This window comes from Azospirillum sp. B510 (assembly GCF_000010725.1).
Lineage (GTDB): Bacteria > Pseudomonadota > Alphaproteobacteria > Azospirillales > Azospirillaceae > Azospirillum > Azospirillum lipoferum_B.
Window position 1 is genome coordinate 296,002 of record NC_013858.1, and the last position, 22,685, is coordinate 318,686.

At 68.8% G+C, this 22,685-nt stretch carries 19 protein-coding genes, 1 pseudogene and 1 riboswitch; of the genes and pseudogenes, 13 read left to right on the forward strand and 7 right to left on the reverse strand.

Going from position 1 to position 22,685, the window contains the following annotated elements; all coding sequences use genetic code 11:
- Positions 1–2: 2 nt before the first annotated feature.
- Together AZL_RS28670 and AZL_RS28675 are read left to right on the forward strand one after the other, a co-directional pair.
- On the forward strand, positions 3–278 hold the full coding sequence (locus tag AZL_RS28670) for a hypothetical protein (protein ID WP_042446104.1): 276 nt from the start codon (positions 3–5) through the stop codon (positions 276–278).
- Positions 279–318: 40 nt separating this feature from the next.
- The gene (locus AZL_RS28675; RefSeq protein ID WP_012977888.1) at positions 319–522 is read left to right on the forward strand and encodes a YgaP family membrane protein; all 204 of its coding nucleotides are present in this window, start codon (positions 319–321) and stop codon (positions 520–522) included.
- A gap of 79 nt (positions 523–601) precedes the next feature.
- On the opposite strand, the gene AZL_RS28680 is transcribed toward AZL_RS28675, so the two are convergent.
- Together AZL_RS28680 and AZL_RS28685 are read right to left on the reverse strand one after the other, a co-directional pair.
- Complete coding sequence (locus AZL_RS28680; RefSeq protein WP_012977889.1) at positions 602–1,171, reverse strand: ActR/PrrA/RegA family redox response regulator transcription factor; 570 nt, start codon at positions 1,169–1,171, stop codon at positions 602–604.
- A gap of 36 nt (positions 1,172–1,207) precedes the next feature.
- Complete coding sequence (locus AZL_RS28685) at positions 1,208–2,617, reverse strand: ActS/PrrB/RegB family redox-sensitive histidine kinase (protein ID WP_012977890.1); 1,410 nt, start codon at positions 2,615–2,617, stop codon at positions 1,208–1,210.
- 63 nt (positions 2,618–2,680) lie between these two features.
- On the opposite strand from AZL_RS28685, the gene AZL_RS28690 reads away from it, so the two are divergent.
- The 3 genes from AZL_RS28690 to tenA are packed head-to-tail and all read left to right on the forward strand — an operon-like array spanning position 2,681 to position 5,100.
- Positions 2,681–3,535, forward strand: a complete 855-nt coding sequence (locus AZL_RS28690) for an ABC transporter ATP-binding protein (RefSeq protein WP_247894540.1) — start codon at positions 2,681–2,683, stop codon at positions 3,533–3,535.
- Positions 3,522–4,364, forward strand: coding sequence for an ABC transporter permease (locus tag AZL_RS28695; protein WP_012977892.1), 843 nt, complete (start codon positions 3,522–3,524; stop codon positions 4,362–4,364). The genes AZL_RS28690 and AZL_RS28695 overlap by 14 nt, the downstream gene beginning before the upstream one ends.
- Positions 4,365–4,413: 49 nt before the next feature.
- Positions 4,414–5,100 (forward strand): thiaminase II, encoded by a 687-nt coding sequence (gene tenA, locus AZL_RS28700; protein WP_012977893.1) that lies wholly within the window; start codon positions 4,414–4,416, stop codon positions 5,098–5,100.
- A 5-nt stretch (positions 5,101–5,105) separates the two neighbouring features.
- Here the strand turns inward: tenA and AZL_RS28705 are convergent, their stop codons facing one another.
- On the reverse strand, positions 5,106–6,323 hold the full coding sequence (locus AZL_RS28705; protein WP_012977894.1) for a citrate synthase family protein: 1,218 nt from the start codon (positions 6,321–6,323) through the stop codon (positions 5,106–5,108).
- A gap of 107 nt (positions 6,324–6,430) precedes the next feature.
- Here AZL_RS28705 and AZL_RS28710 point away from each other — a divergent pair, with 107 nt between their 5' ends.
- Positions 6,431–7,864, forward strand: coding sequence for a CoA transferase (locus AZL_RS28710; protein WP_042446107.1), 1,434 nt, complete (start codon positions 6,431–6,433; stop codon positions 7,862–7,864).
- 25 nt (positions 7,865–7,889) lie between these two features.
- Here the strand turns inward: AZL_RS28710 and AZL_RS28715 are convergent, their stop codons facing one another.
- The gene (locus AZL_RS28715; protein ID WP_042446110.1) at positions 7,890–8,468 is read right to left on the reverse strand and encodes a manganese efflux pump MntP; all 579 of its coding nucleotides are present in this window, start codon (positions 8,466–8,468) and stop codon (positions 7,890–7,892) included.
- A gap of 83 nt (positions 8,469–8,551) precedes the next feature.
- A riboswitch (yybP-ykoY riboswitch) is annotated at positions 8,552–8,675 on the reverse strand.
- Positions 8,676–8,808: 133 nt separating this feature from the next.
- Here AZL_RS28715 and AZL_RS28720 point away from each other — a divergent pair.
- Positions 8,809–10,038 carry an ISAs1-like element ISAzs5 family transposase gene (locus tag AZL_RS28720; RefSeq protein ID WP_012973506.1) on the forward strand — a complete coding sequence of 410 codons (1,230 nt, stop codon included), beginning with the start codon at positions 8,809–8,811 and terminating at the stop codon, positions 10,036–10,038.
- Positions 10,039–10,074: 36 nt separating this feature from the next.
- Here AZL_RS28720 and guaD read toward each other — a convergent pair.
- Positions 10,075–11,391 (reverse strand): annotated as a pseudogene (gene guaD / locus AZL_RS28725) (guanine deaminase); the annotation flags it as partial.
- A gap of 35 nt (positions 11,392–11,426) precedes the next feature.
- Positions 11,427–12,614, reverse strand: a complete 1,188-nt coding sequence (locus tag AZL_RS28730; protein ID WP_012977899.1) for a urate hydroxylase PuuD — start codon at positions 12,612–12,614, stop codon at positions 11,427–11,429.
- 241 nt (positions 12,615–12,855) lie between these two features.
- Between AZL_RS28730 and AZL_RS28735 the strand changes: the two genes are divergently transcribed.
- From AZL_RS28735 to AZL_RS28750, 4 genes are all read left to right on the forward strand, one after another.
- Positions 12,856–13,617, forward strand: coding sequence for a TetR/AcrR family transcriptional regulator (locus AZL_RS28735; RefSeq protein ID WP_042446113.1), 762 nt, complete (start codon positions 12,856–12,858; stop codon positions 13,615–13,617).
- Positions 13,618–13,661: 44 nt separating this feature from the next.
- Positions 13,662–14,855, forward strand: coding sequence for an efflux RND transporter periplasmic adaptor subunit (locus AZL_RS28740; protein WP_012977901.1), 1,194 nt, complete (start codon positions 13,662–13,664; stop codon positions 14,853–14,855).
- A 10-nt stretch (positions 14,856–14,865) separates the two neighbouring features.
- A complete protein-coding gene (locus AZL_RS28745) occupies positions 14,866–17,940 on the forward strand; it encodes a multidrug efflux RND transporter permease subunit (RefSeq protein WP_012977902.1) in 3,075 nt (1,024 codons plus the stop codon).
- Between the two features lie 223 nt (positions 17,941–18,163).
- The gene (locus AZL_RS28750) at positions 18,164–18,349 is read left to right on the forward strand and encodes a hypothetical protein (RefSeq protein ID WP_042446116.1); all 186 of its coding nucleotides are present in this window, start codon (positions 18,164–18,166) and stop codon (positions 18,347–18,349) included.
- Between the two features lie 20 nt (positions 18,350–18,369).
- On the opposite strand, the gene AZL_RS28755 is transcribed toward AZL_RS28750, so the two are convergent.
- Positions 18,370–18,561 (reverse strand): hypothetical protein, encoded by a 192-nt coding sequence (locus AZL_RS28755; protein ID WP_042446118.1) that lies wholly within the window; start codon positions 18,559–18,561, stop codon positions 18,370–18,372.
- 354 nt (positions 18,562–18,915) lie between these two features.
- Between AZL_RS28755 and AZL_RS28760 the strand changes: the two genes are divergently transcribed.
- Positions 18,916–19,761, forward strand: a complete 846-nt coding sequence (locus tag AZL_RS28760) for a phosphate/phosphite/phosphonate ABC transporter substrate-binding protein (protein ID WP_012977903.1) — start codon at positions 18,916–18,918, stop codon at positions 19,759–19,761.
- Positions 19,758–22,559 carry a hybrid sensor histidine kinase/response regulator gene (locus tag AZL_RS28765; RefSeq protein ID WP_012977904.1) on the forward strand — a complete coding sequence of 934 codons (2,802 nt, stop codon included), beginning with the start codon at positions 19,758–19,760 and terminating at the stop codon, positions 22,557–22,559. The genes AZL_RS28760 and AZL_RS28765 overlap by 4 nt, the downstream gene beginning before the upstream one ends.
- Positions 22,560–22,685: the final 126 nt, after the last annotated feature.

The following is a 22,685-nucleotide window of genomic DNA, read 5'->3' on the forward strand; positions in this document are numbered from 1 at the left end:
TCATGCCGCACCGTCAAGATAGCGCCACGGTCAGCGTGATCCGTCAGATCCGCGACCACAGCCGTGCATGCCACAACCTGCCCGCCCGCGAGATCCTGCTGCGGGTCGAGCGGCGGATGATCCAATTCCTTGAAAACGGAATGGCTTGGCCGATCTGTGGTCCAGGGGCCGATCAGGACCGCACATCACAGTCCGGTCGGACCCGGATGCCGGAATGGATGCCGGAATGGGTGCCGGAGTGTGACTCTGTCACAGACCATGGCCCGGCCCGGGTGTAGAGCGGTGGACGTCATCGCTCAAACACGGACAGGTGCCATCATGAATTGCCGCAATCTGGGCCCGGTGGACCGCGCGCTGCGCGCCATCCTCGGGCTGATCCTGATTTCACTGACCGTCGTCGGGCCGCAGAGCCTGTGGGGGCTGGTCGGGCTGGTGCCGCTGCTGACCGCGTTCGTCGGCTTCTGCCCGGCCTACACGCTGCTGGGCATCAAGACCTGCCGGACGGACAGCCACATCGCCTGACCCGCATCGACGGAACGTGTCGAACCGGTCCGCCCGGAAGGCGGGCCGGTCGCTCGACGTCAAGCCGGACCCGCCGCCGTCAGGCGCGTGGGGCGTGCTTGTTCAGGATGCGTTGCAGGGTGCGGCGGTGCATCTTCAACCGGCGCGCGGTTTCGGAGACGTTGCGGTCGCACTGCTCGAAGACGCGCTGGATGTGTTCCCAGCGCACGCGGTCGGCCGACATCGGGTTTTCCGGCGGCTGGGGCAGCGGGCGGCCATCGGCCAGCAGCGCCGATTCCACCGCGTCGGCGTCGGCCGGCTTGGGCAGGTAATCGACCGCGCCGGCCTTCACCGCCGCCACCGCCGTGGCGATGTTGCCATAGCCGGTCATCATGACGATGCGGGCGTCGGGGCGGGCGTCGCGCAGGGCCGCGACCACGTCCAGCCCGTTGCCATCGCCCAGCCGCAGATCGACCACCGCGAAGGCGGGGGCCGATTCCTGCGCCACCTCGATGCCGAGTTGCACGCTGTCGACCGCGACGACGTTGAAGCCGCGCTTTTCCATGGCGCGGGCCAGCCGCGTGCGGAAGGGAGCATCGTCGTCGACGATCAGGAGGCTGCGGGTGACGTCGCCAGTGAAGGTCAGTTTGACGGCATCGCCCGACAGCATGTCATCGGTTGTTTTGAGGGTGTCCACCGTGAAACCTCATTTCTTGGCGTTGATGGTTTTCCAGCGCACGGAGATCCGCGCGCCACCGCCGCCCTGCGGGGGATGTCCACCGGCGGTCTGATCGGCGGGCGGGGGGCCGACAGGCTGTTCGTTCGACGGCGGGTTGTTGGTGTAGCGCACGGTCGCCCCGGTCTTTTCCAGCAGCGTCTGCGCGATGAAGATGCCGAGCCCCATATGCCCGCCGCCGGTCTGCCCCTTGGGGCCGGAGCGCTCGCCGCGCACCGACAGATAGGGTTCGCCGATGCGGCCCAGCAGATGGGACGGAAAGCCCGGACCATCGTCCATCACCGTGATGGTGATGCCGCGCCCATCCCAGGCGGCGGCGACCGTCACCTTGTGGCGGGCGAACTGGTGGGCGTTCTGGATGAAGTTGCCGATGCCGTGGATGATCTCCGGGCTGCGGCGCAGGAAGGGCTCCTCCGCCTCGCCGACCGGGTGCGGTTCGACGGCGAACTGGATATGGCCGAGACGGTGCGGAGCGGCGGCGGCCTCGATCAGCGTGGTCAGCGGCAGCCGCTCGAACGGGTCGCCGCCGTCGGCCTCCGGCTTGCGCGCCAGATCGGCCAGGATCTCGCGGCAGCGCATCACCTGGCTTTGCAGAAGCTCGACATCCTCGCCATAGGGGCTGTCGGGCGGCAGGTCGCGCGCCAGCTCCTTCGCCACCACGGCGATGGTGCCGAGCGGCGAGCCCAGCTCATGCGCGGCGGCGGCGGCGAGCGCGCCCAAGGCGCCCAGCCGCTGCTCGCGGGCGAGCGCCACCTGCGAGGCGGCAAGTGCGTCGGCGAAGCGCCGCGCCTCGGCGGCGACGCGGAAGACATAGCCGGCGATGAAGAGCGACGACACCGTCAGCGACAGCCAGACCCCGAAGGCATAGAGCGGCGCCATGGCGCGCACCGGCTCCTCCCACGGCAGCGGGAAATGCCAGAGGGCGAGCGCCGTCAGGCAGATCAGGTTCAGCCCGGTCAGCAGCACCGTGCTGTAGCGCGACAGGATGGCCGCGCCCACGGTCATCGGCGCCAGCAGCAGGATGGCGAAGGGGTTGCTCAACCCGCCGGTCAGATAGAGCAGCAGCGTCAGCTGCAACATGTCGTAGCTGAGATAGAGCGCGGCATCGCGGTCGGCCAGCCGCAGCCGGCCGCCCTGCTGGGCCATCGCCACCACGTTCAGCAGGGCCGACGCGCTGATGGCGGCCAGCACCGGCCCCAGCGGCAACGGGAATTCCAGGCCGAGACTGACGAAGGTCACCGCCGCCAGTTGCCCCAGCACCGCGACCCAGCGGATCAGGATCAGCGTGCGGAGCGTGATGCGGCCGTCCGGCTGCGCCCAGTGCGAGGGCGCCGGCGTTGCCTGGACCGGTACGGTCAGTGCGCTGGCGAGCGTCACCATGATCCATTTCCCCGGAAAGTATGACCCTGGCGGTTGCGGCGCTTGCCGCCATATTCTGTGCCCATGACCGAGCCAACCATTCCCCAGCCCATTCCGCAGCCGCCCCCCTCCCTGCCGGCCGCCCCCCTGCCGGCCGCCACGCCCGCCATCCGGGCGGACCGGCTGACCAAGCGCTTCCCGACGCCGGACGGCGGGGAGGTGACGGCGGTCGACGCCATCGCCTTCACCGTGCCGCGCGGCGGCGTCACCGGCCTCCTCGGCGGCAACGGCGCCGGCAAGACGACGACCATCTCGATGCTGCTGGGGCTTCTGCTGCCGACGGCCGGGACGGTGGAGATCCTGGGCGTCGACATGGCGCGCCATCGGCATGCCGTGCTTCCGCGCATGAATTTCTCCTCCCCCTATGTCGAACTGCCCCATCGGCTGACGGTGCGGGAGAACCTTACCGTCTATGCCCACCTCTACGGTTTGACATGCGTCAAAAAGCGCGTCCAAGATCTGGCCGAGCATCTTGACCTGACGCGGTTTCTCGATCGCCCGTCCGGCGGACTGTCAGCCGGGCAGAAAACCCGCGTGGCGCTGGCCAAGGCGCTGCTGAACGAACCCGAGCTTCTGCTGCTGGACGAGCCGACGGCGTCGCTCGATCCCGACACCGCCGACTGGATCCGGACATATCTGGAGGGCTACCGCCTGCGCACCGGCGCCACCATCCTGCTCGCCTCCCACAACATGCTGGAGGTGGAGCGGCTGTGCGACGGCGTGCTGGTGATGCGGCAGGGGCGGATCGTCGACCGCGGCGCCCCCTCCGCCCTGCTCGCCCGCTATGGCCGCCAGACTCTGGAGGAGGTGTTCCTCGACATCGCCCGCGCCTCCGCCGACCGCATCCTGACCGGGGAGGCCGCCGATGCCGCCGAGTGAAGGCGTTCCCGTTCCGCGCGCCACCTTCTCGGCGAGGCGGGTCGGCGCCATGGTGCTGCGCTACTGGTACCTGCTGCGCGGATCCTGGCCGCGCATCCTGGAGCTGGCCTATTGGCCGACCATGCAGATGATCCTATGGGGCTACATCAACCAGTTCATGGCCTCCAGCAGCGGCGGCGGCAGCGGCTGGGTGGCGCAGGGGGCCGGCGTGCTGGTCAGCGCCGTGCTGCTGTGGGACGTGCTGTTCCGCGGCCAGCTCGGCGTTTCCATCTCCTTCCTGGAGGAGATGTGGTCGCGCAACCTCGGCCATCTGTTCGTCAGCCCCTTGCGGCCCGGCGAATGGGTGACGGCGCTGATGACGATGAGCCTGCTGCGCACGCTGATCGGCGTGCTGCCGGCGGCGGGGCTGGCGCTTCCCTTCTTCGGCTATTCGGTCTTCGCGCTGGGGCTGCCGCTGGTCGCCTTCTTCGCCAACCTGATCGTGATGGGCTGGTCGCTCGGCCTGCTGATCGTCGCGCTGATCCTGCGCTATGGCATGGGGGCGGAGGGGCTGGCCTGGATCGTCGTCTTCATGCTGGCGCCGGTCAGCGCCGTCTATTACCCGGTCTCGGTGCTGCCGGCGTGGCTGCAACCGGTGGCGCTCGCCCTGCCGTCGACCCATGTGTTCGAGGGCTTGCGGGCGCTGGTGTTCGACGGCGCCCTGCGCTGGGACCATCTGGCCTGGGCGACCGGGCTGAACCTGCTCTTCATGGCGGCCGGCATCGCCGTGTTCCTCTACGCCTTCCATCAGGCGCGGGTGCGCGGGGCCTTGCTGCAAACGGGGGAATAGCGGGTAGAGTGTGCGCCCACTCACGCCAGCGACACCGGAGAGCGCCGCCATGACCCGATCCACCCCCAGCCCCGACCTGTTCGACCGGCTCGTCGCCGGGGCGCGGCCGGACTGGTCGGCCTATGTCGACCACGCCTTCGTGCGCGGGATGGCCGACGGGACGCTGCCGCAGGGCTGTTTCCGGCATTATCTGGTGCAGGATTACCTGTTCCTGATCCATTTCGCCCGCGCCTACGCGCTCGCCATCTACAAGGGCCGCGACCTGCGCGAAATGCGGGCCTCGCTGAACGGGCTGAAGGCGATCCTCGATGTGGAGATGGACCTGCATGTCGGGCTGTGCGCCGGCTGGGGCCTGTCCGCCGCCGAGCTGGAGCAGGCGCCGGAGGCCAAGGCGACGATGGCCTACACCCGCTATGTGCTGGAAACCGGCTTGCGCGGCGACCTGCTGGATCTGCATGTGGCGCTCAGCCCCTGCGTCATCGGCTATGCCGAGATCGGCCGCCGGCTGGCCGGGCTGCCCGGCGCCCTGGACGAGGCCAACCCCTACCGCGTCTGGATCGCCGAATATGCCGGCGAGGCCTATCAGGAGGTGGCGCGGGCGGCGCGGGAGAATTTGGACCGGCTGGCGGCCGACGGGATGACGGAGGCGCGCTTCCCCCGTCTGCTGACGATCTTCCGGCAGGCCAGCCGGCTGGAGGCGGATTTCTGGGAGATGGGGATGACGCTGGCGGGGTAGCCGGCTCAAGCCTCTTCCACCGCGACATCGCCAGCGGACTCGTCGGGCGGCACCCCGGTGTAGACGGCGCGGGGACGGATCAGTCGCTCCGTTCCCCGCTGCTCCATCGCTTGGGCGATCCAGCCGACCGCGCGGCCGAGGGCGAACAGCGTGAAGGCCGACCCTTCCGGCAAGCCGAGATGCCGCCGCAGGACCACCAGGGCGATGTCGATCGTCGGCGCCTGTCCGGTCAAACCTTCGGCGGCGCGCAGCAGTTCGGCCGCCGCCGGGTGATCCGGCAGCAGCCGCGCCAGCAACGCCTTGGCGCGGACATCGCCGTTGGGATAGAGCGGGTGGCCGAAGCCCGGAATCTTTTCTCCCGCCGCCAGCCGCCGCTCCAACTGCGCGGCGACGGGCTCATGGTCGGTCAGCCCAGTCCAGAAATGCTCGATCCGCGTGGTGGTCGCGCCATGCCGGTTGCCGGACAGGGCGCAGAGCCCGCCGACCACCGCCGCCCGCAGGCTGGCCCCGGTGGAGGCGATGCAACGCGCCGTGAAGCTGGACGCGTTCAGCTCATGGTCGGCGCACAGCACCAGCGCCCTGCGGACGAGGTCGCCGCCCGCCCCGTCCAGCCCCCAGGCCGCCGCCAGCTGCTGGTGCAGCGGCGCCGCGCTCGGCCGGCTGCGCAGGGCCGCCGCGAAGAGCAGGCGCAGCAGCCCGCCGCAATTCCCGAGGAATCGCCCGTCGGCCGGCCGCCATGACGCCGTCGCGTCGTCGGACGCCCCCGCCAGCAGCAGGGCGGGCAAGGCTTCGGCCGGCGGACTCCCGGCGCAGTGCGGCAACAGGGCGTCATAGGCGGGAAGGACGGCCGGTGGTTCGGGTGGGAACGCGGCGTCCACCGCACAGCCCCAGAACAGGGCCGCCGTCTCCTCCAGCGTCGCCGTGGCCGCCAGGGCCACGGCATCCCGTCCGCGGTAATAGAGCCGTCCGCGCCGGATCAGCGTGATCGCCGATTCGAGAACCGGCACGCCCCAGTCCAGCGTCGATTTGGCGACCTCCTTCGGCCGCCGCCCGCGCTTGCGCTGCGCGCCCAGCCGATCGACCTCGTCGGACAGATAGCGGCTTTGCCGGGGATCCGCCGCGGCATGGGCCTGCAACAGGCCCCGGCTGACATAGGCATAGAGGGTCTGGCGGGACACGCCCAGCCGCGTCGCCGCCTCCTCGGCCGACAGATAGACCGCCATTCCGCCCTCCCCCTCCTGTCCTCATGTTGATTGAAACAATCAAGATTGACGATATGGCAGGCCCGCGATGGAGTGAAGGCGGAGCGACCCAGCCGTCGCCCTATCCGATGGAGACACTCATGGCGCTGATGAACGGGGACTCCGGTTCCCCGCAACGCACGGCCCTTGCCGCGATCTGGCGGGCGGCCGGTGGCGACGACCGGCTTTGCCGGTCCGTCGCGTTTCACGGCGAGGGGGATCTTCCCTCCGTCTTCGCGGTCAGCGCGCTGGCCGCCGCCGCGGTCGCCGCCGCCGGGCTGGCCGTCGCCGAGTTCAGGGAGACCGCCTTCGGCCACCGACCGCCGGTGACCGTCGACCAGCGTCTGGCCTCCCTGTGGTTCGGCACCTCGGTGAGGCCGCGCGGCTGGAGCCTGCCGCCCGCCTGGGATCCGATCGCCGGCGATTACGAGACCAGGGATGGCTGGATCCGCCTTCACACCAACGCCGCGCATCATCGAGACGCGGCTCTGCGCATCCTTGGCACGGCGCCCGACCGCGATGCCGTGGCCGCCGCGGTCCGCCGCCGGGACGCCGACGGGCTGGAAGCCGCCATCGTCGGCGACGGCGGATGTGCCGCGGCGATGCGCGATCTCGCCGCCTGGCGCCGTCATCCGCAGGGGGAGGCCGTCGCCGGCGAGCCGCTGTTGTGGGTCGAGGCGCTGGAGCCCGCCGGCGACATCCGCGCGCCTACCCTGGCGGAGCGCCCTTCGGTGGAACGCCCCTCGGTGGAACGCCCATTGGCCGGCGTGAGGGTGCTGGACCTGACCCGCGTCCTCGCCGGGCCGACCGCCACGCGGTTCCTCGCCGGTTTCGGCGCCGAGGTGCTGCGCATCGACCCGCCCTGGTGGGACGAGCCCTCCCTTCTGGCCGAGATGACGCCCGGCAAGCGCCGCGCCCGCCTCGACCTGCGCGACCCCGGCCAGCGGGAACGCTTCACGGACCTGCTGTCGCAGGCCGATCTCTTGGTGCATGGCTACCGCGCCGATGCCCTCGACCGGATGGGGCTCGGTCGCGAAGCCCGGCAGCGGCTCCGTCCCGGCCTGATCGACGTGTCGCTGGACGCCTATGGCTGGAGTGGTCCCTGGCGGAACCGGCGCGGCTTCGACAGTCTGGTGCAGATGAGCGGCGGCATCGCCGCCGAAGGAATGCGCCGCCATGGCGGCGACCGGCCCAGGCCCCTGCCCGTCCAGGCGCTCGACCATGCCGCCGGCTATCTTCTGGCCACCGCCGCCCTGCGCGGCCTGACCCGCCGGCTGGTGGACGGGCGGGGGTCATCCTGGCGCACGTCGCTGGCCAGGGTCGGGACACTGCTTACCGAACTGCCGCTCCCGGCCGGCGACGGCACCTTGCGGGACGCCGATGCGGGAGACTTCGCCGACGACCCGGAGCATACCGCCTGGGGTCCCGCCCAGCGCCTGAAACCCGCCCTGACCATCGAAGGATCACCGATCCGCTGGGACCGGCCGGCCGGTCCGCTCGGCACGGACGAGGCGCGCTGGTGAATCCCCGACGTCCGGCGGCCCACCTTCAGGCCAGCATATGATCCAGCAGGATCTTCGTACCCAGCCCGATCAGCACCACGCCGCCGGCCATCTCCGCCCAGCGGCCGAGATGGTTGCCGGCGGCCTTGCCGATCAGCACGCCGCCGAACGCCACGGCGAAGGTGACGACGCCGATCAGCGCCGAAGTGGTCACCATGTCGACATCGACCAGCGCCAACCCGGCACCGACGGCGGCGGCGTCGATGCTGGTGGCGATGGCGGTGGTCAGCAGGGCCAGCCACTCCGACCGCGCGCTGCGCACCGGGCCGCAATCGGCTTCGCCGGCATCACCGTCATCCGTGATGGCGTTGCGCAGCATGGCACCGCCGACCAGCAGCAGCAGACCGAAGGCGATCCAGTGATCGACCGACTCGACGAGGCTGGCGAAGGCGATGCCGATCCCCCAGCCGACCAGCGGCATGGCGAACTGGCAGATGCCGAAGGCGGCGCCGACGCGGACCGCCTCGGGCAGGCCGGCACGGCGCAGACAGGCCCCACGGCCCAGGGCCGCGGCGAAGGAATCCATCGAAAGGCTGAAAGCGAGAGCGAGGGAGGTGGCGATCATGGCTATTCCCGGGCCAGACAACACAGTGGAACCGGACGCACTCCGGCTGGCCGCGGAGATGTCCGATCCACTGGTCTCGCCGGGTCGACCCTCTGGTCGCCGTGCGCGCCATGGCGGTAACGGCCGGAGGCCGGAACCATCCAAGTCTGTTGACGCGAACCCCGCCGAATCGATGCCGGCGGGTGGCTACTCCCCAATGACGGCGAAACTCCTACAGGGGCTGGGGGCCTGGGTCAAGCGTCGGATCGCCGCGGGCAGGGCTCCGAAGTCGGGTTAACAGCGGTTTACGAATTGGGAAGTTTCTGATTCGGTGGAGGCTCTCGTCTTGGAAGGTCCTCCCATGAGTTCGATCGAAGCCGGCTTTGGTGAGAAATCGCGGCTGAAGGCGCTGCTGGAACATTTTTCGCGGATCGACGACCCGCGTGCTCCCTGGCGGGTCGCCTATCCGTTACCGGAGATCCTGCTTCTGGCGGTGTGCGGGACGATCGCGGATTGCGAGGATTACGAGGCGATCGCCGCCTGGGGTGAAGCGCGGCTCGACTTTCTGCGGCGCTTCCAGCCCTATCACCATGGGGTGCCGAGCGGACGCTGGCTGACCGTGTTCATGAACCGGATCCCTCCCGGCCTGTTCCAGGACTGCTTCCTGTCCTGGGTGCGCGAGGCGTGGCCCGACCGGCCGGAACTGGTCGCCATCGACGGCAAGACCTCGCGACGCAGCCATGACCGCAGCCTTGGGCAGGCCCCTTTGCACTTGGTCTCGGCCTTCGCCACCACCAGCCGTCTGGTCCTCGGCCAGGAGGCCGTCGAGGACAAAGCCAGCGAACTGGCGGCCATTCCGGTTCTGCTGGAGCGCCTGGCGACCGAGGGCGGGCTCAAGGGCGCGATCGTCACCATCGACGCCATCGCCTGCAACGCCACCATCGCCCAGGCCGTTCGCGACGCCGGGGCCGACTATCTGCTGGCGGTCAAAGCCAACCAGCCCACCCTGCGCGACGAGATCGAGAGTTTCTTCACCAGCGCACCGCCGGAGACGCTCGATCACGCCGCCGATATCGACAAGGGCCATGGCCGGATCGAGCAGCGCGCGGTCACGGTCGCGCGCCAGGTCGATTGGTTGAGCGGCGCGCGGCGTTTTCCCGGCGAAGTCCGCCTGCCCGCCGTCGCCGCCATCGTTCGGGTGGTCAGCAAGACCGAGCTGAAGGATCGTTGCCGCACCGACACGCGCTATTACATCACCTCCGCCCCGCTCGCCGCCCAGGCGGCGGCCGAGGCCGTGCGCGGCCATTGGCGCATCGAGAACCAACTGCACTGGCTGCTCGACGTCGTCTTCAACGAGGACCAGTCCCGCTTGCGCAAAGGCCACGGCGCCCTGAACATGGCCGTCGTCCGCCACTTCGCCATCAACCTCGTCCGCAAGGCCGCCGAACCCGCCCGGCCGCGCTCCGGATTACGGCGCGCCACCAAAAAGCCGGCCGCCACTCCCAGACCCACCAGCATCAAGCTCCGCAGGAAGCTGGCAGGCTGGGACACCGATTACCTCAACGCTATCCTCGACGTTAATATCCGTTAACACGGATTCGGAGCCCTGTCGCCGCGGGTGCGACTTCCGGCCGCGCAGATAGGTGGCGGCCACCGAGCGGTCGTCGCCCAGCGTCACCTGGATGAACAGCTCCTCCTCCAAATCGCCGTCGACCGTCTTCATGCGATGTCGCATAGCCGGCGTGGCGGCGGGGTCGAGCACGACAAGGTCGGCCCAGCGGCCGGGCTCCAGGCTGCCGATCTCGCCGGCCATGCCCAGCGCCTCGGCATTGCCGCGGGTCATCCAGTGCAATGCGGCGAGCGCCGGCAGGTTCCGGCGCCGCAGTTGCAGCACCTTATAGGCCTCCGCCGCCGTCCGCAGCATGGAATAGCTGGTGCCGCCGCCGACATCGGTGGCGATGGCGGTGCGCACCGGCCGCCCAGGCCGCGACAGGGCGTCGAGGTCGAACAGGCCGCTGCCGATGAACAGGTTGCTGGTCGGGCAGAAGACGGCGACCGACCCGCTCTCCGACAGCCGCGCCATCTCCGCCTCCGACAGATGGATGCAGTGGCCGAACAGCGAGGTCGGCCCCAGCAGCCCGAACCGGTCATAGACGTCGGTATAGTCGCGGGCGCCGGGGAACAGGCGGCGCACCTCGGCGATCTCGTCGGTGTTCTCCGAAAGATGGGTCTGCATATGGACGCCGGGATGCTCGCGCAGCAGGGCGCCGGCCGCCTCCAGCTGCGCCTCGGTCGAGGTGATGGCGAAGCGCGGTGTCACGGCGTAGCGCTGGCGTCCCCTGCCGTGCCAGCGGCCGATCAGATCCTTGCCGTCGCGGTAGCTGCCGTCGGCCGTGTCGGTCAGGGCCGCCGGCGCGTGACGGTCCATCATCACCTTGCCGGCGATCAGCCCGGCGCCGCGCGCCTCGGCCTCGGCGAACAGGGCGTCGACCGACTGGGGATGGACGGAGCCGTAGACCACCGCCGTGGTCGTGCCGTTGCGCAGCAGCTCGTCCATGAAGAAGGCGGCGTTGGCGGCCGCATGCGCCGGGTCGGCGAAGCGCTGCTCCTCGATGAAGGTGTATTTCTCCAGCCAGTCGAGCAGTTGCGCGCCGTAGGAGGCGATGACCTGGGTCTGCGGGAAATGGATGTGGGTGTCGATGAAGCCCGGCAGCACCAGCTTGCCGCCGTGGTCGTCGACCGTCAGCCCGGCGGGCAGCCGGCCGCGCAGGTCGGCCCAGTCGCCGGTCTCCAGGATGCGCCCGTCGGCATCGGCCAGCAGCAGCCCATCCTCGAGATAGGTCAGGCAATCGAGGTCCCCCGGCCCGGCGGGCGCCCGGTGGAAGCTGAGCAGACGGCCGCGGATGGCGGTAGCGATGGGGGCGGCGATGGTTTGGTCGGGCATTGGGATCCGGTGCGATGGAATGCTGTCAGGGAGGGTTACTTGACGTCGTCGGTCCATGCCGCCAGCACCGCCCGCTCCTGCGGGGTGATTCCGGTGATGTTGGCGGGAGGCATGGCGCTGGTGAAACCGGCCTGCAAGCGGATCTGGTCGGCATGGCGGCGGATGCCGTCGCCTTCCAGCACGACGCCGCGCGGCGGGGTGGCGATGCCCTCCCACACCGGCTGGGCGGCATGGCACATGCCGCACCGGGTGGAGACGATCTCCTCCACCTCGGCGAAGCCGACCTTGAGCGGCGCCGTGCCGGCCGTGCCGGCGGTGGCCGGCCCCATGGTGCTGAGCCAGACGCAGCCCAGCATGCCGGCGGCGGCAACCCCCCAGGTCCACCAGGGCGTCGGCTTGCCGGCGTGGCGGCTGTTGAAGAAATGGCGGATCGCCGTGCCGGCCACCAGCACCAGCGCCACCATCACCCAGTTGTAGCGGGTGGAGCTGACCAGCGGGTAATGGTTGGACAGCATCAGGAAGACGACCGGCAGGGTCAGATAGTTGTTGTGCAGCGACCGCTGCTTCGCCTGCTTGCCCAGCGCCGGATCCGGGGTCTCGCCGCGCAGCATGGCCGCCACCGTCCTGCGCTGGTTGGGGATGATCAGCATGAAGACGTTGCAGGCCATCATCGTCGCCATCAGGGCGCCGACCTGCAACATGGCGCCCCGCCCGCTGAAGATTTTCGTCATCCCCCAGGCGGTCGCCACCAGCAGCACGAAGCCGGCGATGGCGAGCGCGCCATCGTTGCGGCCCAGCGGCGACTTGCACATCAGGTCATAGGCGACCCAGCCCGCCACCAGCGCGCCGGCGCTGATCGCCACCGCCTGCCACCGGGTCAGCGCCATCACGTCCTGGTCGATCAGGAACAGGTCGGCGCCCCGGTAATAGAGCACGCACATCAGGAAGAAGCCGCTGAGCCAGGTGGCGTAGGATTCCCACTTGAACCAGGTGAGCTCCTCCGGCAATTGCGGTGGGGCCACCATGTATTTGGTCATGTGGTAGAAGCCGCCGCCATGGATCTGCCAGGCGTCGCCCGCCGTCCCGGCCGGCGCCCCCGCGCGGCGGCGCAGCGAGGCGTCGAGATGGATGAAGTAGAAGGACGATCCGATCCAGGCGATGGCGGTGATGACATGCAGCCACCGCGCCAGGGCGTTGATCCATTCCCACAGGATGGGCTCCATCACGCGCACGCTCCTTCCGGTCAGGGTCCAGTTCCCCGACTCTAAAGCGATTGCGCGGGTGCGGAAATCCATTCGTCCATCCCAACAGCTTCAAAGAATGGCGAAAGATCGGCAGCCAGGCGGACGGGCGGCACCCGCTTTCGCAAAGCCCATGGACAAGTTGCCGCACCCGAACTATATGAGCCCCACTCAAGGTAAGTGAGTGCTCACTTATTATCTCAACAATCAGCGCACCCAACCAATGGCGCCACGCCTGGACAGCCGCGCCCGCAAGCGGGCGATCATCGACGCGGTCTTGCCGCTGTTCGCGCGCAAGGGGTTCGCCGCGACGACGACTCGCGAGATCGCCCAGGCCGCCGGCGTGTCCGAAGCTTTGATCTTCAAGCATTTTCCATCCAAGGCGTCGCTCTATGAGGCGATCTTCCTGAGCTGCGTCGACGACGACCCGGACTATGAACGGCTGGTGGCGCTGCCGCCGAGCACCACCACGCTGGTGCGGATGATCCAGGAGTTGGTGAGCCATTTCGTGATCGAGATTCCAAGCGATCCCGTGGAGCGCACCCGCCATCGCCTGTCGATTCAAAGCCTGCTCGAGGATGGCGAGTTCATGCGGCAGGTCTTCGAAGGCTTGCGCAGCCGTTTCCTGCCCTGCTTCGCCGCCTCCATCGCGGCGGCGACCGCCGCCGGCGATCTGCGGCCCGGCCCGATCGATACGGAGAACGGGCTCTGGCTCGCAGCACATCTGTGCGAGATGATGGCGACCCTCTGCCTGTCCGGCGGGGCGGTCGTCCCCTACCCCTGCGAGCGTTCGGAGCTTGCGCGCCAGACCATTTGGTTCATTCTGCGCGGACTGGGCCTCTCCGACGAAGCCATCGCCGCGCAGGAGCGTGGCGGGCGATTTCCCTTCCTGCCGTCCGAACCACCACCCGACGGTGGCGGCGCGGCAGCGGAACCGACGACACCCATGACCCAATATCCAAAAGACCGGAGCAACCGATCGTGAGCCTGGATCATCCGCCAAAGACCGAGACGTCATTCGGCCATCCGGTGTCCGAGCCGGGCCACGGGACGCCTCCACGCCCCTCGCCACCGCCGCGCAAGCCGGTGACGACCGGGCGTCTGACCCTGCGAATCGTCATCACCCTGGTGATCCTGGGACTGCTGGGCGCCGGGCTGTATGGCTTCAACAGCTTCCGCAACAAGGCGATCGCCGACTTCTTCGCCAACAACAAGCCGCCGCCCACCCCGGTGGCGCTGGCGGAGGCGACGGTGCAGACCATTCCGAAATACCTGTCGGCGATCGGCACGTTGCAGGCGGCGCGTCAGGTGACGGTGGCCCCCGAGGTCGCCGGCCGGGTCGACCGCATCCCCTTCGAGTCGGGCGCCCGCGTCAAGGCCGGCGACCCGCTGGTCCAACTGAACGACGCCACCGAACAGGCCGACCTGCTGGCCCAGCGCGCCCAGGCGCGTCTGGCCGAGCTGAACCTGGAGCGCTATCGCGACCTGCGCCGCAGCCAGGCCACGCCGCAGAGCAACGTCGACCAGTATCAGGCCCAGCTCGACGAGATCAACGCCAACATGAAGCGGTCCAGCGCCCTGATCGGCCAGAAGCTGATCAAGGCGCCGTTCGACGGCGACCTCGGCATCCGTCAGGTCAATGTCGGCGATTACGTCAATCCCGGCGCCGCCATCGTCACGCTGACCGACCTGTCGCAGCTCTACATCAATTTCTCGCTGCCGGAACAGGCCTTCCCCAAGCTGTCCGTCGGCCAGGATGTGCTGATCAATGTCGACGCCCTGCCCGGCCGCGATTTCGCGGCGAGGATCACCACGATCGAGCCGCAGGTCAGCGCCGACACCCGCGCCGTCAAGGTCCAGGCGACCATGGACAACCGCGAGCGCCAATTGCGGCCGGGCATGTTCGCCAATGTCCGCGTCGTCCTGCCACCGCAGCCCAACACCCTGATCGTGCCGGAAACCGCCGTCGATTATACCGTCTATGGTGATTCGGTCTTTATCGCCGTGCAGCAGAAGGGCCAGGACGGCAAGGATCATCTGGTGGTGGAGCGCAAGCCGGTGAAGGTCGGCGACCGCTTGTCCAACCAGGTGGAGATCCGCAGCGGCCTGACCCCCGGCGACCGCGTGGTCGTGTCGGGCCAGCTGAAACTGAGCAACGGCGCCGCCATCGTGCCGGCGGAAAGCAATCCGCTGACCCCGCCGCAGACCCTGCCGAAGAACTGAGGCCGACGCCATGGGCAGTTTCACCGACATCTTCATCCGCCGGCCCATCCTGTCCGTCGTGGTCAGCCTGCTGATCCTGCTGGTGGGGGCGCGGGCGATGCTGGAACTGCCGATCCGGCAGTATCCCCAGCTTCAGAACACCGTCATCACCGTCACCACCAGCTATCCCGGCGCCTCGCCGGAACTGATGCAGGGCTTCATCGCGACGCCGATCGAACAGGCGGTGGCGACGGCGGAGGGTCTCGACTACCTGACCTCCTCCTCGACCCAGGGGCAAAGCGTCGTCACCGCCTATGTCCGGCTGAACTTCGACCCCAACGTCGCGATGACCGACGTGATGGCGAAGGTGCAGCAGGTCAAATACCAGCTGCCGCGCGAGGCCAACGACCCGATCATCCTGAAATCGACCGGCGAGACGACCTCGATCCTCTATATGGGCTTCTCCAGCCCCGACCTGCCGGAAGCGGCGATCTCCGACTATCTGACGCGCGTGGTGCAGCCGGTGCTGTCCACGGTGAACGGCGTGGCCCAGGCCAAGATCCTCGGCGGCCAGACCTTCGCCATGCGGCTGTGGCTGGATCCGGTGAAGATGGCGGCGCGCGGCATCTCGCCCGCCGACGTGTCGGCGGCGATCTCCAGCAACAATTTCCAGTCGGCCCCCGGCCAGACCAAGGGCGTCTTCGTCATCACCAACGTCACCACCAACACCGGGCTGACCGATGTCGAGCAGTTCCGCGACATGGTGGTGAAGGCCAAGGACGGGGCGCTGGTGCGCATGCGCGACATCGCCACCGTCGAACTCAGCTCCAAGAGCTTCGACGCCAGCGTCGCGATGAACGGCCAGCAGGCGGTCTTCATCGGCGTCGATTCGACCCCCACCGGCAACCCGCTGAACATCGTCGAAGACATCCGCAAGATGGAGCCGGACCTGCGGCGCAACCTGCCGCCCGGCATGAAGATGGAGATCGTCTATGACAGCACCCGCTTCATCCAGGCCTCCATCGACGAGGTGGTGAAGACGCTGGTCGAGGCGGTCGCCATCGTCATCGTCGTCATCTTCCTGTTCCTGGGATCCTTCCGCTCGGTGCTGATCCCGATCGTCACCATCCCGCTGTCGATCGTCGGCGCCGCCACCTTCATGCTGGCGCTGGGCTTCTCGCTGAACCTGCTGACCCTGCTGGCGATGGTGCTCGCCATCGGCCTCGTGGTCGACGACGCCATCGTCGTGGTGGAGAACATCCATCGTCACATCGAACATGGCAAATCGGCGGTCGCCGCCTCATTGATCGGCGCCCGCGAGATCATCGGACCGGTCATCTCGATGACCATCACGCTGGCGGCGGTCTATGCCCCGATCGGCCTGCTGGGCGGGCTGACCGGCGCGCTGTTCCGCGAATTCGCCTTCACGCTCGCCGCCTCGGTGATCGTGTCGGGCGTCGTCGCCCTGACCCTGTCGCCGATGATGTGCTCGGTCATCCTGAAGGAGGGAAAGCCGGGCCGCTTCGCCGCCTTCCTCGACCGCCAGTTCGAGAGGCTGGCGGACTGGTACGAGCGGCGGCTGGACGGCATGCTGGACTATCGCGCGGCGACCCTGCTGTTCGCGCTGGGCGTCCTGCTGTCGGTCGGCTACCTGTTCGCCCACACCATGTCCGAACTGGCGCCGGAAGAGGATCAGGGCATCCTGTTCGGCATCTCCAAGGGGCCGCAATACGCCAACCTCGATTACATCGACAGCTTCGGCAAGCAGATCGACGACACCTTCGCCAAGTTCCCGGAGACCGACACCCGCTTCGTGCTGACCGGCCTGCCGACGCTGAACCAGGGCTTCGCCGGCATGATCCTGAAGCCATGGGCCGAGCGCGCGCGTTCGGCCAAGCAGCTTCAACCGCTGGCCCAGGCCGAGCTTGGCAAGGTGACGGGCATCAACGTGTTCCTGGTGTCGCCGCCCGCCCTGCCCGGCTCCACCGGCGGCCTGCCGGTGCAGATGGTGATCTCCAGCCCCGGCGATTACCGCACCATCTTCGACGCCATCGAGCGGATCAAGGAGGCCGCCACCAAGAGCGGCATGTTCATCGTCACCGACACCGACCTGCAATATGACAGCCCGGTCGTCCGGCTGAAGATCGACCGCGCCAAGGCGGCCGACCTCGGCCTGTCGATGCAGGCGGTGGGCAACACGCTGGCGGTGCTGGCCGGCGGCAACTACGTCAACCGCTTCAACCTCAACGGCCGCTCCTACGAGGTCATCCCGCAGGTGCCGCGCGCCGACCGGCTGACGCCGGAGTCGCTGGCCGGCTTCTACGTCACCTCCGGCTCCGGCACCCAGATCCCGCTGTCCACCGTGGTTTCGGTCGAAACCGGGGTGGGGCCGAACGCGCTGAACAAGTACAACCAGCTGCCGTCCGCCACCTTCTCCGCCGTGCCGATGCCGGGCGTGTCGATGGGACAGGCCGTCGCCTTCCTGGAGGAGCAGGCCCGGCTCCAACTGCCGGCCGGCTTCAACCATGCCTATCTGTCCGAATCGCGGCAGTTCGTGACGGAAGGCAACCAGCTGATGATCACCTTCGCCTTCGCCCTGATCGTGATCTATCTGGTGCTGGCGGCACAGTTCGAGTCGCTGCGCGATCCGCTGGTGATCCTGGTCTCGGTGCCGATGTCGATCTGCGGCGCGCTGCTGCCGCTGTTCTTCGGCGTCGCCACCATGAACATCTACACCCAGGTCGGCTTGGTGACGCTGATCGGCCTGATCTCCAAGCATGGCATCCTGCTGGTGGAGTTCGCCCGCGAGATGCAGCTGAACGAGGGCGTCGACCGCCGCACCGCGATCGAGCATGCCGCCCGTGTCCGCCTGCGCCCGATCCTGATGACCACCGCGGCCATGGTGGTCGGCCTGCTGCCGCTGCTGACCGCGGCGGGCGCCGGTGCCGCCAGCCGATTCTCCATCGGTCTGGTGATCGTGGCCGGCATGCTGATCGGCACGCTGTTCACCCTGTTCGTCCTGCCGGCGGTCTACACCCTGCTGGCCAAGGACCATTACGCGGCGTCGCGCTCCACCCGCGAGGAGCAGCTGCGCAGCTTGAGCTGATCGGCTCGCGCCACAGCCTGGAAAGGCCCCTTCCGCCCGCCGGAGGGGGCCTTTTTCATGCAGGGTTATCGCATTTGACAAGAATTGCCCTCTCCCGTCCCGGGAGAGGGTGTCAAATGCGATAGCCGTGCTTTTTCATGATTGTCTTATTGAACGGAATTCCGGTTTCGGTAAGATTTCCTGACCCCGTGATGCCTGCGGGCGCTGGTTGCGGAGCGAGGCGATGACGAGACGATCATCCTACAAGCTGGCGCTGGCCGCTTTCGCCGTCTCGTTCCTGCTCTGCCTGTTCAGTTTGTCCTGGGATTTTTACAGAAATCATGCCGTGAACTGGCATGCGGCCGTCCTGATCCCGATCATTGGAACACTTACGCTCTCCGTCGCAAGGAAACTCAAGGGCGAACCGTAAAACCGGCGGAGAAGGCGGCGCTATTCGGCTCCCGGCCGTACCAGCGCGGTCACCTCTTCGCCCTCCTCGCGGCGGAGCATCCAGACCAGCCAGCGTTCGGTGCGGATCAGCAGCCGGCGGGCCTCGACACTCCCGCAATTGCGGCTGTGATCGCGCAGCAGACGGATGGCGCGACAGATGCTGGATTGCGGATTGAGGGCTCGATCCGGCACGACGGGATCCTCGAGACGGCTTTGAAAGCCCCGACACATAATGGACGGTCCGCCGGACAATGCGTGATCTTTCGCGGACGCGCGCCGATTCCAATACCGGCGCCGTTTAAAAGTTACGCGCCGCACGCACATTGATGCAGCCTGAAATGATCAAAGTTTCACGGACCTTGCGCAATACGGGTTCTTGGCCGTGACAGGCGCGGACGAACTCTCCCTGCGCGCTCTTGCCCCTACCTGCGGCTTTTATCGAATGTTATATCTTTCGCCTTAGATCAGTGGTTGGACCGCAACCCTCACACCGCCGGCATTTTGACGCCCGCGTGCCGTCCCGCTTGCCGCAAGGATCAAAGACTCATGACCAAGCGCCTGCTCACCGGCCTTGCCGTGTTCTGCTCCGTCCTCCTGTGCGGCCTCGCGGGCATCGCGCCGGCCCTGGCCGACGAACAGGCGTTCCGCATCGGCATCGCCCCGCACACCAGCGCCCGCGTCATCATCGAACAGTACCAGCCGGTGCGCCGCGCGGTGGAGGCGGCGCTGGGCCGCCCGGTGGAGATCGTGACGGCCCCCGACTTCACCGCCTTCGCCCGCCGGGCGGTCGAGCAGGAATACGACATCGCGGTGACCACCGGTCATCAGGCCCAGCTTCTGCGCAAGGACGCCGGCTATCTGCCTCTGCTGACCTACCGGGCCGACTTCCGCGCCGTGCTGGTGACGGCGGCCAAGGGCCCCTATCAGAAGGCGGACACGCTGGCCGGCACCACGGTGCTGGGCCTCAGCCCCTCGTCGCTGGTGACGCTGTGGGGCCAGCATTGGCTGGCCGACAGCAAGCTGCCCAACGTCCAGATCCGCTATGTCAGCGCCGCCGACAGCGTGGCCCAGCTGATCCTGGCCGGCGACGCCTCGGCCGGCTTCATGTCGCTGGCCAACCGCGCCAAGCTGGCGCCGGAGGTGCAGGCCCAGCTCTCCACCATCGCCGAAAGCCGTCCGATGGCGGGCCGCGTCTACATGCTGAACGGAGGGCAGGGCGCCCTCCTCGAACCGCTGCGCAAGGCCCTCCTCGCCTTCGGCGAGACGGCGGAGGGCAGGAGCTATTTCGACGCCAACCAGCTCGGCGGCTACCGGCTGGTCAGCGATGAGGAGCTGGAGGCGATGGAGCCGCTGGCCGACGAGGTGCGGAGCGTCCTGAAGGCCGGGAAATGATCCTGACACGGCTGGCGCCCTGGAAGACGCTGCGCGGGCGCATGCTGGCCGCCGCCATGGCGGTCGAGGCGATCATGCTGACCCTGATGGTCGCCAACAGCGTGCGCCTGCTCTATGGCAGCCTCGCCGAGCAGGCCAAGCTGCATGCCGAGCAGGTGGCGCCGGTGCTGAACGCGGCGCTGGTGGCGCCGCTGGCCCAGCGCGACTACGCCACCCTCCAGGCGGTGCTGGACGAGAGCCGCACCAATGGCGGGGTGGTCTATCTCGCCGTCAGCGACAGCAAGGGCAAGCTGGTGGCGATCAGCGGCTGGCCGCAGGGCCGGGCGCTGCCCGATCCCGACCCGTCCCTGACGCTGGACGCCAAGGACGGCGAGGCCCGTTACGACGTGGCGGTGCCGGTGTCGCTGGCCGGGCAGAAACTGGGCGCCGTGCAATTCGGCCTGGACCTGCTGCACATCGTCCAGGCGCGCCGCGACCTGCTGACCCAGGGCATCGCCATCGCCTTGTCGGAGATCCTGCTGTCGGCCGGGCTGCTGACCCTGCTGGGCCTGTGGCTGACCCGCCATCTGGCCGCCCTGGCGCGGGCCAGCGAACGGGTCGCCGCCGGCGATTACAGCCCGCCGGACCTGGCGGAGGGCAACGACGACATCGGCCGGCTGGGCGCCGCCTTCAACACCATGTCGCATGCCATCAAGGAGCGGGTGGACCAGCTGACCGTCGCGCTGGACGAGCAGGAGGCGCTCGCCCGCGATATGGAGCAGGAGCGCGCCCGCCTGTCGGCGCTGCTGTCGGCGATGGATTTCGGCGTGCTGTTCGTCGGCGGCGACGGCCGCATCGCCTACGCCAACCCGGCCTTCTCCACCCTGTTCTCGATCGCCGGGGCGCCGGTCGGCCACCGGCTGGACGAGACTCTGGCCAATGCCGGCAACGCCCCGCTCGACACCGACCACGCCCTGCTGTCGGCGGTGGACGCCGACGAACGGCGGGAGATGACGTTGACCGACGGACGCATCGTCGGCTGGCACAATGTCCCGGTGCGCAATGCCGCCGGCGCCGCCATCGGCAAGCTGTGGCTGTGCATCGACGTGACCGAGCCGCGCCGCGCCGCCGAACAGCTGTTCCAGGCCAAGGAGAAGGCGGAGGCCGCCAGCCGGTCGAAGACCGAGTTCCTGGCGACGGTCAGCCATGAGCTGCGCACCCCGATGAACGGCGTGCTGGGCAACCTGACCCTGCTGGCCGACGCCTCGCTGCCGGCGGAGGAGAAGCGGCTGGCCGACGTCGCCCGCCGGTCGGCCGAGACCCTGCTGCGGCTGTTGGACGACATCCTCGACCTTTCCAAGCTGGAGGCGCGGCGCATCGACCTGGAGGAGGCCGACTGCGCCCTGCCCCAGTTGATCGACGGCGTGCTGGAGCTGCTGCGCCCCAGCGCCACCGACAAGGGGCTGGATCTGTCGGCCCGGCTCACGCCGTCGGTGCCGGAGGTGATCGTCACCGACCCGGCCCGGCTGCGCCAGATCCTGTTCAATCTGGTCGGCAACGCGGTGAAATTCACCGAGGACGGCCACATCGCCGTGCGGGTGCGCCGGCTGGAGCCCGGCCCCGACATCGGCGCCGACATCGGCGTCGACGGCCATCCGGACTCCGTCCTGCTGGAATTCGAGGTTGAGGACACCGGCATCGGCATCGCGCCCGACTCGGTGCCCACCTTGTTCGACCGCTTCACCCAGGCCGACAGCTCCATCACCCGGCGCTATGGCGGCACCGGGCTGGGGCTGGCGATCTGCCGCGACCTCTGCCTGCTGATGGGTGGCGGCATCACCGTCGAGACGGCTCCGGGCCGCGGCAGCGTCTTCCGTTTCACCATCATCGCCCGTCCCGGCGATCCGTCGGCGCTGCGCCGCGTCGATCCCGCCCACGGCACCGGCGTCGGCGAGGCCGCGCGGGTCGCGGCCCTGCCGCCGCTGCGCGTGCTGGCGGTCGATGACATCGAGGTGAACCGCGACATCGTCCGCGGCATCCTGGAGCGCGCCGGCCACAGCGTGGCGCTGGCCGCCAGCGGCGGCGAGGCGGTGCGCCTGGTGCGCGAACGGGATTTCGACCTCGTCCTGATGGACATCCAGATGCCGGGCATGGATGGGCTGACCGCCACCCGCCGGCTGCGCGACCTGCCCGACCCGAAGGGCCGCATCCCGATCCTGGCGCTGACCGCCCACGCGTCGGGCAGTTCGCGGCCGGAATGCCTGTCGGCCGGGATGAACGGTTTCGTCACCAAGCCCCTGCGCCCGACCCTGCTCTTCGCCGAAATGGCGGCGGCGCTAGGCGGCGACGCCGCCGCGCCCGCTCCCTCCTTCGGCGGTTCCGCTCCCGCACCCGCCACTCCGGAGGCCGTCTTGCCCCTTGTACCCGACATCCCGGCAGCCGACCTTCCGGAGCCCGACCTGCTGGACCCCGACCTGCTGGACGGGGAGCAGGTGTCGCTGCTGCTGGAGGTCCTGACGGCCGAGGATTGGGCCGCGTCGGTCGCCGGCTTCACCGACAATGGCCGCAAGACCATCGACAGCATGGTCGCCCAGGCCCGCGCCGGGGAGCCGCACAACCGCACCGCCCACACGCTCAAGGGCACCTCGCTCAATCTCGGCGCCGCGGCGCTGGGCCGGCTGGCGAAGGAGCTGGAACATGCCCCGGCCGCCATGGTTCTGACCCAGGAGGGACGGCTTTACGATCTGCTCGACCGCTCGCTGGCCGAACTCCGCCTTCGCCGGCCGCCTCCACCGGCTGGTGAGCGTCCGAACGGATAGGAGGGCGGCCGGACAGTCACCCAACGGACAGCGGCACCCCCACATTCGGGCAGGGGGCCACGGCACAAAAGCCTTCCTGGCGCGTTGTTCCTCCAACACAACCGGCGGAAACACAGCGGCGGAGAG